This is a genomic window from Paenibacillus sp. FSL H8-0282 (genome assembly GCF_037963825.1).
GTDB classification, from domain to species: Bacteria; Bacillota; Bacilli; order Paenibacillales; family Paenibacillaceae; genus Paenibacillus_AQ; species Paenibacillus_AQ odorifer.
In genome coordinates this window covers 1,166,497-1,182,444 of sequence record NZ_CP150146.1, presented here as the reverse complement: position 1 = coordinate 1,182,444, position 15,948 = coordinate 1,166,497, and the positions used below count along the sequence as shown (strand labels likewise).

The following is a 15,948-nucleotide window of genomic DNA, read 5'->3' as shown; positions in this document are numbered from 1 at the left end:
TAAGTTGTTCATACGGCTGAGGGATAAATACCAAGGCGAAATATGCAAGGGTGGAGGTTTCATCGTTATGCTTCTTCAAGCGACAGGAATTACTAAATCATATGGTATACAGAACGTACTGGATGGCATAAGCCTACAGGTAAATGAAAAGGAACGTGTCGGGCTAGTGGGTGTGAATGGTGCCGGCAAATCAACTTTTCTACAAATTCTGGCCGGTGAGATGTCTTATGACAGCGGTCAAATTCATAAATCAAAAGAAACAACAATCGGATATTTAGCTCAGAATAGCGGACTGCAATCTGACAAAACCATTCATGAAGAAATGATGGCGGTCTTCGCTCCGCTGATCGAAGCCGAAACTGAGCTGAGAGAGTTAGAAGTAAGTATTGCTGATCCTAAGCTCGCGGAAGACCCCAAGCGGTACGAAGAACTGCTTGAACGATATGCGCGGCGCTCGGATTGGTTCAAGGACCACGGCGGCTATGAAATGAATACACGGATTCGCAGTGTCCTACACGGCATGGGCTTCAGTGATTTCCCACCAGATACACCCATTTCTACCCTTAGTGGAGGCCAAAAGACCCGGCTCGCGCTGGCCCGTATTTTGCTTCAGGCTCCAGATCTTCTGATGCTGGATGAGCCTACTAACCATCTGGATATCGAAACGTTAACGTGGCTGGAGGATTACCTCCGCAGCTATGCTGGCGGGATTCTGGTTGTATCCCATGACCGTTATTTCCTAGACCGTCTCGTGACCACTATTGTAGAGATCGAGCGGCACCAGTCCCGGCGTTATACGGGTAACTACAGTCGTTATGTAGATTTGAAGGCTGCCGAATATGAAGCACGGATGAAGCAATATGAGAAGCAACAGGATGAAATTTCTCGAATGGAGGATTTCGTTCAGAAAAATATTGTCCGGGCTTCCACCACAAAACGTGCGCAGAGCAGACGCAAAGCGCTTGAGAAGATGGATCGTCTAGATCGTCCAATGGGTGATCTGAAGAAGGCTAGCTTCTCCTTTGAGCCAGACTTCATGTCTGGAAAAGAGGTGCTTCAAGTGCGCAATGTTGCGGTTGCCTTTAATGAAGGTTCACCTTTATTCAAGGACGCTTCTTTTGAGCTTCGTCGCGGGGAGACTGCTGCCCTGATCGGTCCCAATGGTATCGGTAAATCCACATTGCTGCAGTGTATGACCGGAACCCGTGAGCCTTCTGCTGGAACGGTGAATTGGGGCACTAAAGTAAAAATTGCTTATTATGATCAGGAACAGACCCGCCTTAATCCACAAAATACGGTTATGGAAGAACTGTGGAGTGAATATCCAATGATCGAGGAAGCCAGAATTCGTACGATCCTTGGTAATTTCCTTTTTAGCGGAGAGGATGTTCTTAAGAAGATTTCCGCACTCAGCGGCGGCGAAAAAGCTCGGGTTTCCTTATCTAAACTAATGCTCCGCGGTGCAAATATGCTAATTCTCGATGAACCTACCAACCATTTGGATCTGGTCAGCCGTGAGGTTCTGGAATCTGCTTTAATTGATTTCGAAGGCACCCTGCTGTTCATCTCCCATGACCGTTATTTTTTGAACAAAATGGCTGAAAGGGTACTGGAGCTGCATCCCGAAGGGATCGACCAATACCTCGGCAACTACGATGACTATGTCGAGAAGAAACGAGAATTAGAAGAGATTGCAAAAGATGCCGCTGAACTAGCTACTAAAAACGTCAATAAGGACGCTGCTGTACCTGAAAAAAGCGCTGTAACCTCTTTTGAAGCAGACAAGCAGGCTAAGCGTGAAGAGCGTAACCGCAAACGGCGTATCGCAGAGCTTGAGGAGAACATCGCCTCACTTGAAGAATCAATCGTATTTATAGAGCATGAAATGACTAAACCTGAAGTTTATCAGGATTATTTAGCACTTCAAGGTTATGAAGAGGACCTGAAGAACAAAAAATCTCAGCTGACAGATTTCTTTAGCGAATGGGAAATCCTTGCTGACGAATAATGTAAATCCTCCTTATAAATATTTTTTCATCGTTCTAGATTTGTTCATAAATAGTTATCCACAGCTCTATACACAGGTTCCGTGTATAACTCCCTACTTCAAAAGACCCTTCGGGGTCTTTTTTATGCGTTAAATCGGTATTTTCAAGGAAAAGGAATTATTATCCACGGATCTATCCACATTATCCACAATTCTCACAGTGTTTCATTGCCAACAAAATTGTTTATTAGAGCATTTTGAAAAAAGCCGTTATTGCTGATTTTACGCACTTTTTACACAACTCAGGCAGAATATGTGGATAACGTTGTCCACAACTTGACAAAAGACGTAACCCCATTTTACAAGACTGATTTTATGCTAAAAAAGAACCCGCTATCTCCTAAACTGACAGCGGGCACGTCGTATTTTAGACAATCTGTGTAGAGAGCAGGGCAGCATTACAGGCTGCGATATAAGCGATGCCTGCCGCCATAATTATATCTTGGTGAGTGGCCGTGCCTCTGAATTTAAGGCCCTCCCACTCCACCATCACCGCTGCTTCTGCTTGCGCATTCTCTCCGCTTCCAAGCGAATGAAGCTCGAGTCCTGCAAAGTCTATCTCCTCAGCAATCCCTTGCCCAATAGCGGCGATAATCGCTTCAAGCGGGCCTTCACCAGTGCTGGTATGTGACGTTTCCCGGCCAGTCTGCAGATGGCGTACCGTAACTGCAGCTACACGGCGCTGGGCACTGCCCGCCAATACCTGAACCTCACCCAGCTCATAGACCTGAGCTTGTTGTCCAGTTGTACTGCTTACCATTTGCAGCAGCTGGTCATCACTGACGACCTTTTGACGGTCAGCGGTCTCTTTAAAGGACTCATAAAGTGCATCCAGCTCCGCAGGCTCCAGCGTTATTCCATACTTCGCAGCCCGATCCTTCAGCGCATGTCTGCCAGAATGTTTGCCCAGAATGATCATGCTGCGGGGGATGCCCAGCCGTTCGGGATCCATAATCTCATAGGTACTACGATCCTTGAGCAGGCCATCCTGATGAATCCCGGATTCATGCTGGAAGGCATTTCTTCCGACGACCGGCTTGTTATAGGCGATTGGAAAATGCATCGCTCCACTAATCAGCCGTGAAGTATCATACAGTTTATCGAGCACGATGCCTGTTTCTGCACCGATTGCATCGCCGCGGGTTTCGAGCGCCATAACAAGCTCTTCCAGTGCGCAGTTCCCTGTGCGCTCGCCTACACCATTCACGGTGACTTCTATCTGAGTCGCCCCTCCATCAATCGCTGCCAGACTGTTAGCTACAGCCAGCCCCAAGTCATTATGACAGTGGGCACTATAGCTGACCTTGCCACCACCTCTTGCTCCCTGCCGCACTCTCCGGAACATCTCGCCATATTCATGTGGCAATGCGTATCCTACTGTATCCGGCAGGTTAATAATGGAAGCCCCTTCCTCTATAACTGCCTCAACCATTTCAATCAGATCATCAATCCCTGTCCGCGCAGCGTCCATGGCCGTGAATTCAACTACATCACAGAATTGTCGCGCATAAGCCGTCATCTCGCGCGCTTTAGCTACGACTTCAGCTCTGCTCATACGCAGTTGATGCTGCAAATGAATATCAGAAGAGGAGATGAACAAGTGAATCCGCCGACGTTCAGCATCTTGAGTCGCCCGGACTGCAGCATCGATGTCTCCTTTTACGGCCCGCGCGAAACCACAAATCTCCACGTTGCGCACCTTGCGCGAAATCGTCTGCACCGCTGCAAAATCTCCAGGACTCGATACCGGGAACCCCGGCTCCATTACATCAACACCCAGATCAGCTAGCTTATATGCCAGCAATATTTTTTGCTCAGGAGTCAGACTAGCCCCAGGGGCCTGCTCACCGTCACGCAGGGTCGTATCGAAAATTTGAATACGTTTCTTAACTGGAATAATCATCTGAATTCCTCCTAGTTTTGTTTTCATGTAATTGGATGCCTTATCTCTATCCTATGCTTCAGCGCAGAACCACACGTCGACTTGCGGTTCTGCTCATTTCCCACCCACTGCTGCCGGCAGCTGAAACAAATGAATCTCTGCACAATGTGCAGAGTGTTCACTTTTGGCGTCTTATGTAGCGTTGAGTCCATTCCCCGGACTTCTTCTACAAGAACGCAAAAACCCGCCGTCTCTAATAAAGAGACGGCGGGTTACCCCTCCGCGGTACCACTCTTTTTGACGCATCAGCTGTCACTAATAACAAGCCTCAAAGCTGCGTCCAGCTCTTCTTCCCGGTTCAAGCTGGCATGCCAGCTTAAATCCGGAAAGGTCCGATAACGAGGACAGCCGTAGGCAGCGTACTCTTGTTCCGCCGCTCCGCTCCCGGGCGAGCTTCAAGAAATCCGGTGACTGCGTCGCACCAACCCGCAGCTCTCTGTTCACCGTCAAACTCTACTACTCCCGTTCTTAGCGTGTATTATATAAATTACTCACCACTCTAAATCCATACAAAAAAGCCTGCCATCTCATTCAAGAGACGACAGGCTGTTAACCTTCGCGGTACCACTCTTGTTGATGCTCTGTATCGGCTAAGTTCCTGCCGATTCCAATTGAACATCCACTCTACGGTCCAGTATGTTAGGTACTAGACCACCCTATCACGGAGGTTACCCGTAAACGGTGTACAAACGTTCCGGCGACAATTGCCAGTAATGCTTCCACCGCTCCGCTCCCAGACGAGTTCAGGACTCCTTCGACTGCGTTGCACCCACCCGCAGTTCTCTTATCCCAGAGTATCCTTACTACTTCCGCTCATCGCGTTTGCTTGTTTAATTGAACTGATTATACTCGTTAGCTCCAAATGATGTCAATAGGCAGATACAGACCATTGTTCCAGTGAGAATCCAGGGTCAGCTACCATATCCAGCGGTATTCCACCGTCATGCTGCCACTTCACGTATGCAGCCGCTCCAATCATCGCCGCATTATCCGTGCAATACACCGGTGGAGGAATAATAAGTTCAATGCCCTCCGTTTCACAGCGCGAAATTAATGCCGAGCGGAGTCCACCATTAGCAGCGACCCCCCCACAGAGCAATAACTGTCTGGAGTTAGTGGCTTTAACGGCGCGTACCGCCTTTTCCACCAGCACTTCAACTACGGATTCTTGGAACCCCCGGGCGATGCCTGCGACATTGGGTTCAAGACCTTTCATTTTGCTCTGATTCACCACATTCAGCACCGCCGATTTTAGACCGCTGAAGCTGAAATCATAAGAGTTCGGCTCCAGCCATACCCGCGGCAATGCAACAACTTCCGTCGCTTCGCGTGCCAGGCGATCTACATGGGGTCCGCCGGGATAAGGGAACCCTAGCGCCCGAGCCACTTTATCATATGCTTCACCTACAGCATCATCACGCGTGCGGCCGATAATTCGAAACTCACCCTCACGCTCCATATGAACCAGTTCAGTATGTCCACCTGACACCACTAGTGTCATACATGGATACTGCAGCTCTGCAACCAGACGGTTAGCATAGATGTGGCCTGCAATATGATGCGTGCCAATTAACGGCTTGCCCCATGCAAGAGCAAGGCTTTTAGCTGCTACTACCCCGACCAGTAAAGCTCCCACCAAACCCGGGCCTTGAGTCACCGCTACCGCAGTCAATTGTTCGGGTGTAACGCCTGCCTTGGCGAGCGCTTCCTCGATTACGAGCGTAATTACCTCCACATGTTTACGGGAAGCCACTTCTGGCACCACGCCCCCAAAAGCACGATGTGTCTCTATTTGACTCGAGATGATGTTGGATAACACTTCTGATCCGTTTTTGACCACGGCCACCGAGGTTTCATCACAACTGGTCTCTATAGCAAGTATTAGTACAGGTTGAGCTGCGCCCGTTTCTGTCTTCATTTCAAGTCCACGCTTCCTTCCAAATAGCCATGCTCCTTATACTCCGGTAGATCCGCCCACATAATGAGTGCATCCTCGCGATTATCGGAATAATATCCTTTGCGCGTACCGGCAGAACGAAAGCCTTTTTTACGATATAAATTCTGAGCTACCTCATTGGATACCCGCACCTCAAGCGTAATGGATTTCATGCCTACGTAAGAGGCAGTATTCATTAACTCCTCCAACAGGCGCTCCCCCCATTTACGTCCACGATAAGCTTCGAGTAAGGCAATATTCGTCACATGCGCCTCATCCACGATAGCCCACATTCCAGCATAGCCAATTATATGACCTGCCAGCTCCATGACCATGTATTTAGCAAAATGATTATGCGTCAGCTCATTCCGGAAAGCTTCCTCCGTCCACGGCATGGTAAAGGCTTCGCGCTCAATAATAAGAATGTCCGGAATATCCTCCAGCTTCATCAGACGAAAAACAAGGTCAGCCTCTTGTGCTCTCAATGATTCCACTTCCGTCATCGTTTTAAGCCTCCTTTACTACTTAACCGCAGATTGGCCTCCGCTTCCGAAATCTGAGTATAGTTAGGGATCAAGCTATGAATATCATCATTCTCTACTTGCAGCCGGGCTTCACCAAGGAAGCCTGTCCAGCGGCCCTCCAGCTCATATGGAATAGCTACAGAAGTGCCGAGTTCCGCCAGCGGATGTAGTGATTCTTCGCTGCCATGTACAGCGGTTTCTCCAACAAACCATAGAATAGCTGGTTTAGTTCCTTCAGCTGAAGCCTGTTGTAAACGTTCTGCCAAGTACTCCACCCAGTCGGCCATCAACCGGATGGCATCTGGTTCAAGGCGGCTAAGAGAACTATTCCCATCCGCTGCGAATAATCCTGTGTAGACCTGTCCCCGACGCGCATCCATCAGTGGAATGATCCAGTCTGGACCGTAGCCACTGTTCGCAGTGGCTTGTCCTGACTCTGCTGTCGTCTTATTCTTAAGGGCTGTTTCATACCCACCCCATGCCACAGCATGCAGGCTCGAAATACCAACTACCGGGACATTCCATGCCCAAGCCAGTGTTTTGGCAGCGGTAACCGCGATCCGTGTTCCCGTATAAGATCCCGGGCCCACACCAACCGCAATCCCGCCCAGATTAGCAACGGTTGTTCCCGAAGCTTGCAGCGCCTGCTCTATAATCGGCAGCAAATGCACCGAATGATTCCGTTCACCGGAAGCATTAATTTCATGCAATAATTCTCCATTCTCGGTCACTGCAACCCCCAATACGGCAGTTGATGTATCCAGCGCTAAAAGCCGCTTGCGCGGCTCTGTATTCTCGTTCGTCATTTTTATTAACCCCACTTCTGGATCAGCTCCCGGCAAAGTTCACCATAAGGCTCCCCGATTCCGGTCACCGTAATGATTCGTTCCTCCGGTCCAACTGTTTCCATGTATATATGCATATGCCGCGGCGGCATTAAATCCGTAATAATACTACTCCATTCTACCAAACAAACACCCTGACCATAGAAATACTCATCCAATCCAAGCTCATCTGCTTCCTGAAGTGAAATCCGATATACATCCATGTGATATAACGGCAGACGACCTTCGTACTCTTTAATAATAGTAAAAGTAGGACTGTTTACGATCCCTTTCACTCCAAGATGGCGAGCGTAACCTTGCGAGAAGGCCGTTTTTCCTGCGCCTAGATCACCGTCCAAACCGATAACCATGCCTGCCGTTGAAGCAGCAGCTATTGCACTTGCCAGTTGCTCCGTATCCTGCAGATTATAAGAACGGTAAGTGAACACCGTTTCGACTGTTTTGTCCAACTACAACTACCACCTTTTAAAATATACCTGTCGAAAACCATTACATTCAATTATATCGGTATGGTCCATCCACCGCAACAACTGTCCCTGCCCATTGTTTAAGCCGAAGGAGGTACAGCCCTCTTCTTCACTTGCGTGGTTAAGCTGAATTTCGATACCGAACGCTGCGAGATTGGGTGGCTTCGACTGCCGCTAATCCGCTCATGCTGCTCCTACCATATCTGTAGCCTGAAAGAATAATACTGTGGCAATAACTCCTGAACACAGCGCAACAATAATGGACTGTCCTGCCTGATCCAATATATTGGTTTAAATCTTACACCGTCAACCTTGATGTCAGTTATGCTCCAAATCAAAAAGAGACCTTTACGCAAACTTAAGCATAAAAAGTCTCTTTTTTTAAAAACTATAATTCAGCTTTAACGTACGCTCTAAGTAGACCTTTGTTAGTGCTCTTGCTCTTCGAGTCGTTCAACACCCACAGTGTGCGTATTGGTTGGTCGAGAGCCAACTTGTACCGTAGCCATTCCGTTCTCTTCATCCACATGTTCAATCCATACAGGCTCCCCATCCAAATGTACACTTACAGTTTCTTTAGAAGCATAAATATCCTGTGCCCGTTTGACGTCCACAACTGTTCTCCTCCTTTATCTTTCCTAAAGTTTACGATTCTAAGGGTGACGTATCTTCGAGGGTTCGTTCCGCATCTAGCTTTTCCGAATCGGAAACCTGACTGGCCTCCGTGGACGCAATAATGCTCTCCCAATCCACAACTGTGGCCGGAATATCCTGCTCGCTCAGCGCATCGCTCCATTCGTTATCTCTTGGTTCCATACCTTAGATTCTCCTCCTCAACTTCACAGGTCCGAGTTTATTTTTTCCCAAGCTTCTCAAAAAATGCACCCGGCTAGAAAAGCCTTTCCTGCCTCATACTAACCCAAAGCAAATCAACTTAGATCAGGAGGTGTTTCTCATGCATACCGTTTGGAAAGGAGCCATCAGCTTCGGGCTTGTGCATGTTCCGGTTAAAATGTTCTCCGCTACGGAAGACAAGGACATTTCTCTGCGTTATATCCATAAGGAGTGTGGCAGCCCGCTGTCGTATGTACGCAAATGCCCGGTGTGTGACAAAGAGGTAGCTTGGGAAGAGATCGGTAAAGGATATGAGTATGAAAAAGGGAAGTTTGTGCTCTTCGACAAAGAGGAATTGGATCAACTATCCGACGAGACCAGTAAAAGCATCTCCATTCTCGACTTTGTAGACCTGACGGAGATCGATCCGATTTATTTTCAAAAAACCTATTATTTATCCCCGGATCAGGCAGGCTCAAATGCTTATCGACTTCTTATGGAGGCCATGAAGCAGACAGGTAAAATTGGTATCGCCAAAATTTCAATCCGCTCAAAAAGCAGTCTGGCAGCGATCCGTGTGCTTGAGGATTGCCTTGCGATTGAGACCATTTTTTATCCTGATGAGGTGCGGCCGATCTCGCAAGTGCCTGGTCTGCCCGAAGCAGGGACAGTGAACGATAAAGAGCTGGAAATGGCTAAGCTGCTGATCTCACAGCTATCCACTCCTTTTGATCCGGCAAAATATACCGATGATTATCGCCAGCGTATGCTTGATCTGATCTCACATAAAATTGCAGGCGAGGAATTTCATATCGCTCCTGCTAAACAGGAAAGCAATGTGATTGATCTAATGGCTGCCTTGCAGGCTAGTATTCAAGCTGTGCAGCATATTCCTTCAGACCCTGGTCCTTCATTAACAGGCAACACAAAAACCAAAACTAAAGCGGCTCCTGCTGCCAAAAGAAAAACAGCCAAGACCAAAACAACCGCCGCGGAACCTGCGGAGCAGCAAAACGAGGTCTCCGGGCCGACTCCAGTCATCACGCCAAAACCGAAACGCCGCAGCACGAAAAGCAAAACAACCGTATCTTAGGAGGCTCTGCGGATGAAGCTTCAGCCCATTATTCCTTTTGAACCTATACTGGCTGGGCAGCTTCCAGCAGGTGACCAGTGGATCGCACAAATTAAATGGGACGGCGTACGGATGTTGTCCTATTACGATGGAAGCACTACTCAGCTTATTAACAGACGTGGCAATTACCGTACCACGCAATATCCAGAACTTACTGATGTATCTGCTTACTGCAAGGCTGACTCCGTGATTCTTGATGGTGAGATTATCGCACTCAAGGACGGCAAACCCTCATTTCATGAGGTGATGCGGAGGGACAGTTTGAAAAATGGTTCCACGATTTCCGTCGTTAGGCATCAGGTTCCTGTCATTTATATGATATTTGATATTCTGTTTTATAATGGCCAATCGACGATGGATCAACCATTATTCTTGCGGCAGCAGCTGTTAAGTGACATTCTGCTGCCGCATCCCCATGTTCAAGCTGTGCCAAGTTATACCGATCCTACAGAACTCTTCGCCGCCACTCAGAACCAGGGCTTGGAAGGAATCGTCTGTAAGGACATCAACAGTACTTATGCTCCGGGCGGAAAAGATAAACGTTGGCAGAAACGCAAAATCAGTTCTGATATTACAGCTGTAGCCGGGGGTGTGACGTTCCGTGACGGTATCGTCAACGCACTACTTCTTGGTCTTTATGATGATAAAGGAAATTTGCATTATATCGGACATGCCGGTCCGGGAAAATTGACTGTGCAGGATAAACGCGACTTAACTGCGGAGGCACACCGCCTTAAGCTGGATCGGATGCCCTTTGCAGATGTTCCACAACGAGGTAAGGGTGCTTTTTGGATAAAGCCGGAGCTCGTCTTCAAAGTTCATTTTCTGGAATGGAACACCTCGGGCACTCTGCGTCAGCCTGTTACTCAAGCTAAAGTGAATCTTCCCCCGGAGGCATGCACAATGGAGCAAAAAGGATAAAAGAACGTCCTCCCAATCTGAAATGGGAGGACGTTTCTTATTGTGCTGTAAAACTTGTTACAAGGGCCTCAAGCTCTGCCTTTGTCTGCGCAGTATTTTTTGTACTCGTAAGTGTATAATCGACACTTCCATCAGCACTGGACCATACCAGCTGGACTTTAAGATCACCGTGATGAGGCCCAAAAACTGTGTAAATCGCCTCAACCCCGTTGATGGTCAAGCTCTCATCCTGATCCCCAGGCAGCTGGGCCAAAGTCACCCCTTCCGGTAGCGTGTATGCAGGTGCAGATCTTAAATTCAACCTCTCTCCATTTCGTAGATAGGTGATAGAGGTTTCTGTATTGCTCCACTTCAAGCTTTGCGAAATCACCTTTTTACCACCAGCTTGGGCTTTAGCTTTTAACTGATCCCTAAGGGTTTTATACTCTGAGCTAAAAAACATTGGAATCACTGGATTTAAAACGACATCCTGTAACTTATAATCCTCTGGTAGAGAAGTAGGTATCAGGAGTGACTTCCCGCTTAATGAAAGTAACTTCTGCGCCGCTTCGTTTATAGAACTGAATCTATATGGCATATAGCTTATACTCAAGGTTTCATGTGGATTAGATTTCTTATCATTTACATACAGGATCTTAAGTTCGCCTGCTTGTAAGGGAACTGTATTTTCTTTGGCAATCAAAGCTTCAATCGTTGAAGATATGGGCGTATTCTGCTCAACGGGTGCGGTAGCTTTACTTTTATTATTACTCCCCGCAGGCACTGCGCCTGCTGTTCCACTCACCGCACTTATCAATACTAATAAGCTTAAGGCTGTAATCGCCGCGCTTTTCTTAATCATCATTATAATATCCTCCTTTAGCCCCTTGGTTATTTGATCATGGTTTTAGCTACCGCCAGCATTTCATTTGTCGTCAGCGTACTGGCCCGATTGTCTGAAAGGGTATATTGTATCGTGCCTGAGTTATCCAGCCATACTAGCTTTGTGTTAAAGCTTGCGTCTTTAGCGGAATCAGTTGTAAGTACTACTTTCCTGCCGTTGACCGTTAATTCTTTTTTAGATTCCGAGGCTCTTACAAAAGGTACCGCTCCTTCCGGAAGTTTGGCGGGCGGCGACCCAGTTACAATGCTAAAATTGGCTTTTCCTTTGGCATACAGCTGCATAGACAAATTCGTCTGGTTCCAGCTGATGATTTTACTAAACAACTGTTTATTAGAATTACCAGCAACCGCTGCTGCCTTCAATTCCTGCTCTAGTTGCAAATACAGCTCTGAATCATTAGCTACAGCCGGTGGATAGATGATGGCTCTCGCCAGAGTGAAGCCTTTAGGAAGATTTCCGGGCTGCGGAATAGACGGACCCCTTAGCGCTTTAAACTTCGCAGCAAAGGATTTATAGTCCTTAAAAACAAACCCTTTGCCAGAGAAGCTGATCGCATCCTGTGGATTGGAGACTTTATCCCGTACGTAGTAGGCCAAAAGCGTACCTTCCTTCACTCCAGCTACGAGTGCCTGCAATTCCTTTTGGGTCTTCTGATCGGTTTGTGATGCAACCTGCGCTCCTGATGCCGCCGCAATTGTAAGAGACAAGCCGGGTACATCCACACCCCCGGCCACTCCTGTTCCCAGCAAGATTGCTGCAGAGAACGCGATAACTGTTTTTTTGAAATCAGAATGGAGCTTCAATTTCTAACATCCTCTCCTTCAATAAGGTAAATGTATTTTCACCCCTGTTTTTTAACTACACTTCTATAACAATCCAACATTAGAAAAAGGGACATTTTTTCACAAAAAAGAGGCTGTCCCAAAAGCCATGAAATAGTTGCTTGGGACAGCCTCTTTTTTGTTCTTAACATTACAAGTGCCGCATCAAGTGACGCTCCTAATGATGCAATAAGTGAAGCACTTATAGAACAATTGGGGAATTTCTCCCTAAACTTCAGAGATTTCTGTTCATCGGACCTATAATTAGGGAAAACTTCCCTGAAATTCAGCCAATTCGGCAACGAATAAAGCAATTCTCCTGATTATTAGGGAGGAATTCCCTGATTTCGTTCATTTAGAGCAAATAGCGGCTATTTTCAGGGAGTTTTTCCCTAATTAGTTTAAAGCATTCTATACATTGCACAAACACAGAACGTATCGCCCATAGTCCACCGTCACATATACCACTAATTCCACAAATCATCTACTGCAAGCCGCACGAAAATCATACATAGCACATCGCACATCGCCCACCGTCCCAACCATTAGCATAGAACTCTACGCGTGGCATATCGTCACATGGCACAGTAAAATCCATTATTCCCCTATTCCATAAAAAAGCTGCCTCCCAAGTAGAATTCACTACTTTTGAGACAGCTTCTCCTAATGTACAGTTAGAACAGTAGCTAGTGAATAAAACTGGTGGCAATCTTTTGCCATTGCTCACGAGTCAGTTTACTCTCCTGCTTGTCGCTTAGAGAAAAAACCATCTGGGTGACTTCATCATACCAATACAATCGATTCTGAGAAGACCAAGCATTCTTCCCTTTTCCAGTACCCGCCGCGATAAATATTGCCTCTTTACCTGTACCTGTCACAGACCATTTTTCAGCAGTCTGGCCTTCCAAGATAGACACTTGCATGGTATAACCCTTAAAAACACTCTGCCTTAAGGATAGTGTAATTCTTTGATCTCCGTTGTGGTAGGTAACCTCAGCATTATCTATGGAATTTGCAGCTATCTTCTCCATAAACAAGTTTTGTCCAGTTTTATCGGTTGTAGCCTTTTTTTGAAATTGTTCAAGGATTTCTTCATATTCTGTGTCTAGCGACTTGTATAGGGGAGCTGCATTAAAAGTTCCTTGCTCGAATTCATAACCATCAGCTAACGAGGAAGGCAACCCTGGCCAGAAATCGCCAACCGTTTTTAATTCTTTTACGAAGTCTTGATATTTCGAATACACCGGCGAAATAAAAGCAAACTGCAATTGATTTCCATAGCCTAACCCTAACTCCAGCTTATTTAATTCAGCATCCTTCACATAATAAGCAGCCATTTCCCCAGTGTTTAAACGAGCAAGCACTTGCTCTTTATAAGTCATAGATAAGCTCTGATACTTTTCTATCGCAGGCGAGGTTGTCGGATCAGGCGTATTATTATGCACCGTCTTCACAACAGCCTTCCCTCCGCTGTTCACTAGTGTAATAATACCACCTTGGGGTTTTGAGATATCAATTGTAACCTGGCTACCTTGTTTCGATAAATCTCCATCAGCAGATAGCTGAAAAGCACCCAACCCGATAATCCCTAGCAATACAGCCGCGGAGACTCCAGTGAGCACTCTTTTTCTAAACCTAGACGGGTGTTGGGGCATCTCTTTTTGCTTCTGCATAATAGGATCTTCCGGTTCTGGAAACGGATTCAGCTCGATAACGATGTTCGTCCTTTCACCGTCAATCCTATTCTGTTGTTCATGAATTGCTCTTACCCGCTTCATAACAGCTGCTTTTACATCCAGCTCTTCGCAGCTCCCTACCGCATCCATTTTCTTGATCATTTTCTCTTCAACAAAGCCTCGTTGCCGCACCATTCCGTTCCCCCTTTCTGAGCATTCAGCATTTTGCCAAGCTTCGTAATCGTTCGCCTGTATTTTTTCTTCACAGCATCAGTATTCTTATCCAGAATCTCCGCAATCTCCGGGAAGCTCTGTTCCTCAAAGATTCTAAGTACTAACAGGTTTCGCTCCTCTGTCTTCAGCTTCTCGAGGGCAAAAGTCAGATGTTCGTTAAATATGTAACGGTCCATCAACTGTTCCGGGCTTTCTGCAGGCGGATCTGGTTGAAAAAGCGCCATAAACTTTATTTGGCTTTGACGTTTGCGGATCAGACTGAGGCAATGATGGTAGGCAATTTTATATAGCCATGAAGAGAAGCTCGCGATAGGGCGGTATGTGCCTATATGCTGATATGCCTTTACCAGAATTTCCTGTACTGCATCCTCCGCTTCAGTACGGCTCCCAAGCAGCCGACAGCAATAGCGGTAAATCGGCTTTTGAAAAGCCTCGACGATCAAGGCGTAGGAATCTACCTCGCCTGACTGTACCCGAACAACAGTGTGCTCGATCCCGTCCAAAATCAGCAAACTCCCCTTTCTCATTAACGTATATCCTTATAAGTCTTATGATCATCCAAAAGGGACACTTTGGGAATATTTTTTTCATGAAAAGGAGCAGACTGACACATAATACCTTCATTCCTATCACAGAAAGGAGTTTCCCCGATGCCGGCAGCGATCAAAGGTACAATTACCATCGACGGAGAAGAAATCATCATCACTAACCCAGAGAAGCTGCTGTGGCCTGAATGTGGCATTACCAAACGGATTTATCTGCAAAAGCTCGCTGCACTCTCTCCCTATCTGCTGCGTTATTGCCGAGACCGGCTGCTTACCGTCATTCGTTATCCGCACGGCATCTCTGGAATGTCCTTTTATCAGAAAAATGCGCCTGATCCTCTTCCGGCCTTTGTCCAAACCGCTGTGCACGAGAATATTAACTATATCAAGCTGCAAGGTTTACCTGAGCTGATCTGGCTGGGGAATCTGGCTGCTTTGGAATTCCACCCTTCCCTGCATTATGTAGGCAGCGAGCTGCCCTGTGAGTGGATGATTGATCTTGATCCGTCACTTGAGATCGAACCTCGCATCATGGAAGCAACTGCGATCGTTGGGGCGGTCTTAACCTCTCTTGGCCTCTCCTCTGTACCCAAAACCTCCGGTGCTACCGGGGTGCAAATCATCGTCCCTATCGAGACTGGCGTTACTTTTGATGGATTGCGGAAAATCGGGCATTTTGTGGGTCGTTATGTCACCGAAAAGCATCCCAACCTGTTCACCCTGGAACGTCTAAAAAAGAATCGCGGAGATAAAATTTATTTTGACTACCTTCAGCATTATAGCGGCAAAACATTAGCTGCACCTTACACACCACGCGCAAGACCATTTGCTACAGTTTCTACACCCTTGCTCTGGGAGGAGGTTCAGCAAAATGTATCTCCCTCTAATTTTCATCTGCTCAATATCGAGGAACGCCTTCTGCGTATGGGAGATCTTTTAGAGAAAGTGCCCCCACAGCCCGTTGAACAGCTCATTGCTAAGCTCCCATAAAGGAGCAATCCCATAGAAAAAAGACCCTAAAAACAGCAATAAGCCCGCAGCATCAACTACATGCTACGAGCTTATTTGGCGTCCCACTCAAGGACAGAAGGTATACTATATAAGAATACGGCAGGCCGAGCTTTGTTCACCGTATTTATTG

Annotated in this window: 15 protein-coding genes, 1 pseudogene and 2 other annotated features; of the genes and pseudogenes, 4 read left to right on the top strand and 12 right to left on the bottom strand. The window is 46.9% G+C overall.

Annotation, left to right across the window (positions count from 1 at the left end; all coding sequences use genetic code 11):
• Positions 1 to 67: 67 nt before the first annotated feature.
• Entirely contained in the window at positions 68 to 2,008 is a 1,941-nt protein-coding gene (gene abc-f, locus NST94_RS05040; RefSeq protein WP_076129226.1) for an ABC-F type ribosomal protection protein, read from the top strand.
• A gap of 406 nt (positions 2,009 to 2,414) precedes the next feature.
• Here abc-f and NST94_RS05035 read toward each other — a convergent pair whose 3' ends face one another.
• The 8 genes and pseudogenes from NST94_RS05035 to NST94_RS05000 form a co-directional block, all read right to left on the bottom strand.
• Positions 2,415 to 3,950, bottom strand: coding sequence for a 2-isopropylmalate synthase (locus NST94_RS05035; RefSeq protein WP_036676518.1), 1,536 nt, complete (start codon positions 3,948 to 3,950; stop codon positions 2,415 to 2,417).
• A 236-nt stretch (positions 3,951 to 4,186) separates the two neighbouring features.
• Positions 4,187 to 4,468: a binding site (T-box leader), on the bottom strand.
• Positions 4,469 to 4,520: 52 nt separating this feature from the next.
• Positions 4,521 to 4,815, bottom strand: a binding site (T-box leader).
• A 42-nt stretch (positions 4,816 to 4,857) separates the two neighbouring features.
• Entirely contained in the window at positions 4,858 to 5,907 is a 1,050-nt protein-coding gene (gene tsaD, locus NST94_RS05030; protein WP_076099403.1) for a tRNA (adenosine(37)-N6)-threonylcarbamoyltransferase complex transferase subunit TsaD, read from the bottom strand.
• Entirely contained in the window at positions 5,904 to 6,428 is a 525-nt protein-coding gene (gene rimI, locus NST94_RS05025) for a ribosomal protein S18-alanine N-acetyltransferase (protein ID WP_036676521.1), read from the bottom strand. The genes tsaD and rimI overlap by 4 nt, the downstream gene beginning before the upstream one ends.
• Positions 6,425 to 7,255, bottom strand: coding sequence for a tRNA (adenosine(37)-N6)-threonylcarbamoyltransferase complex dimerization subunit type 1 TsaB (gene tsaB / locus NST94_RS05020; RefSeq protein WP_076129228.1), 831 nt, complete (start codon positions 7,253 to 7,255; stop codon positions 6,425 to 6,427). Before tsaB ends, rimI begins: the two co-directional genes overlap by 4 nt.
• 5 nt (positions 7,256 to 7,260) lie before the next feature.
• Positions 7,261 to 7,722 (bottom strand): tRNA (adenosine(37)-N6)-threonylcarbamoyltransferase complex ATPase subunit type 1 TsaE, encoded by a 462-nt coding sequence (tsaE, locus tag NST94_RS05015; RefSeq protein WP_248547976.1) that lies wholly within the window; start codon positions 7,720 to 7,722, stop codon positions 7,261 to 7,263.
• Between the two features lie 190 nt (positions 7,723 to 7,912).
• Positions 7,913 to 8,040 (bottom strand): annotated as a pseudogene (locus NST94_RS05010) (multidrug resistance efflux transporter family protein); the annotation flags it as partial.
• 149 nt (positions 8,041 to 8,189) lie between these two features.
• Positions 8,190 to 8,375: an H-type small acid-soluble spore protein gene (locus NST94_RS05005; protein WP_036676525.1), complete on the bottom strand. Its 186-nt coding sequence runs from the start codon at positions 8,373 to 8,375 to the stop codon at positions 8,190 to 8,192.
• Between the two features lie 31 nt (positions 8,376 to 8,406).
• Positions 8,407 to 8,577 carry a hypothetical protein gene (locus NST94_RS05000; RefSeq protein ID WP_175617343.1) on the bottom strand — a complete coding sequence of 57 codons (171 nt, stop codon included), beginning with the start codon at positions 8,575 to 8,577 and terminating at the stop codon, positions 8,407 to 8,409.
• 139 nt (positions 8,578 to 8,716) lie between these two features.
• Here NST94_RS05000 and NST94_RS04995 point away from each other — a divergent pair, with 139 nt between their 5' ends.
• On the top strand, positions 8,717 to 9,688 hold the full coding sequence (locus tag NST94_RS04995) for a Ku protein (RefSeq protein WP_076185058.1): 972 nt from the start codon (positions 8,717 to 8,719) through the stop codon (positions 9,686 to 9,688).
• A 12-nt stretch (positions 9,689 to 9,700) separates the two neighbouring features.
• On the top strand, positions 9,701 to 10,648 hold the full coding sequence (locus tag NST94_RS04990) for a DNA ligase (protein ID WP_339281738.1): 948 nt from the start codon (positions 9,701 to 9,703) through the stop codon (positions 10,646 to 10,648).
• 37 nt (positions 10,649 to 10,685) lie between these two features.
• Here the strand turns inward: NST94_RS04990 and NST94_RS04985 are convergent, their stop codons facing one another.
• The 4 genes from NST94_RS04985 to NST94_RS04970 form a co-directional block, all read right to left on the bottom strand.
• Complete coding sequence (locus NST94_RS04985) at positions 10,686 to 11,492, bottom strand: hypothetical protein (protein ID WP_076185056.1); 807 nt, start codon at positions 11,490 to 11,492, stop codon at positions 10,686 to 10,688.
• Positions 11,493 to 11,518: 26 nt separating this feature from the next.
• On the bottom strand, positions 11,519 to 12,334 hold the full coding sequence (locus NST94_RS04980; protein ID WP_076302847.1) for a hypothetical protein: 816 nt from the start codon (positions 12,332 to 12,334) through the stop codon (positions 11,519 to 11,521).
• A gap of 704 nt (positions 12,335 to 13,038) precedes the next feature.
• Complete coding sequence (locus NST94_RS04975) at positions 13,039 to 14,223, bottom strand: hypothetical protein (RefSeq protein WP_076276845.1); 1,185 nt, start codon at positions 14,221 to 14,223, stop codon at positions 13,039 to 13,041.
• Positions 14,187 to 14,789, bottom strand: coding sequence for a sigma-70 family RNA polymerase sigma factor (locus NST94_RS04970; protein ID WP_248547910.1), 603 nt, complete (start codon positions 14,787 to 14,789; stop codon positions 14,187 to 14,189). The genes NST94_RS04975 and NST94_RS04970 overlap by 37 nt, the downstream gene beginning before the upstream one ends.
• 123 nt (positions 14,790 to 14,912) lie before the next feature.
• Here NST94_RS04970 and ligD point away from each other — a divergent pair, with 123 nt between their 5' ends.
• On the top strand, positions 14,913 to 15,797 hold the full coding sequence (gene ligD, locus NST94_RS04965; protein ID WP_076276844.1) for a non-homologous end-joining DNA ligase: 885 nt from the start codon (positions 14,913 to 14,915) through the stop codon (positions 15,795 to 15,797).
• The last annotated feature ends 151 nt before the right edge of the window (positions 15,798 to 15,948 follow it).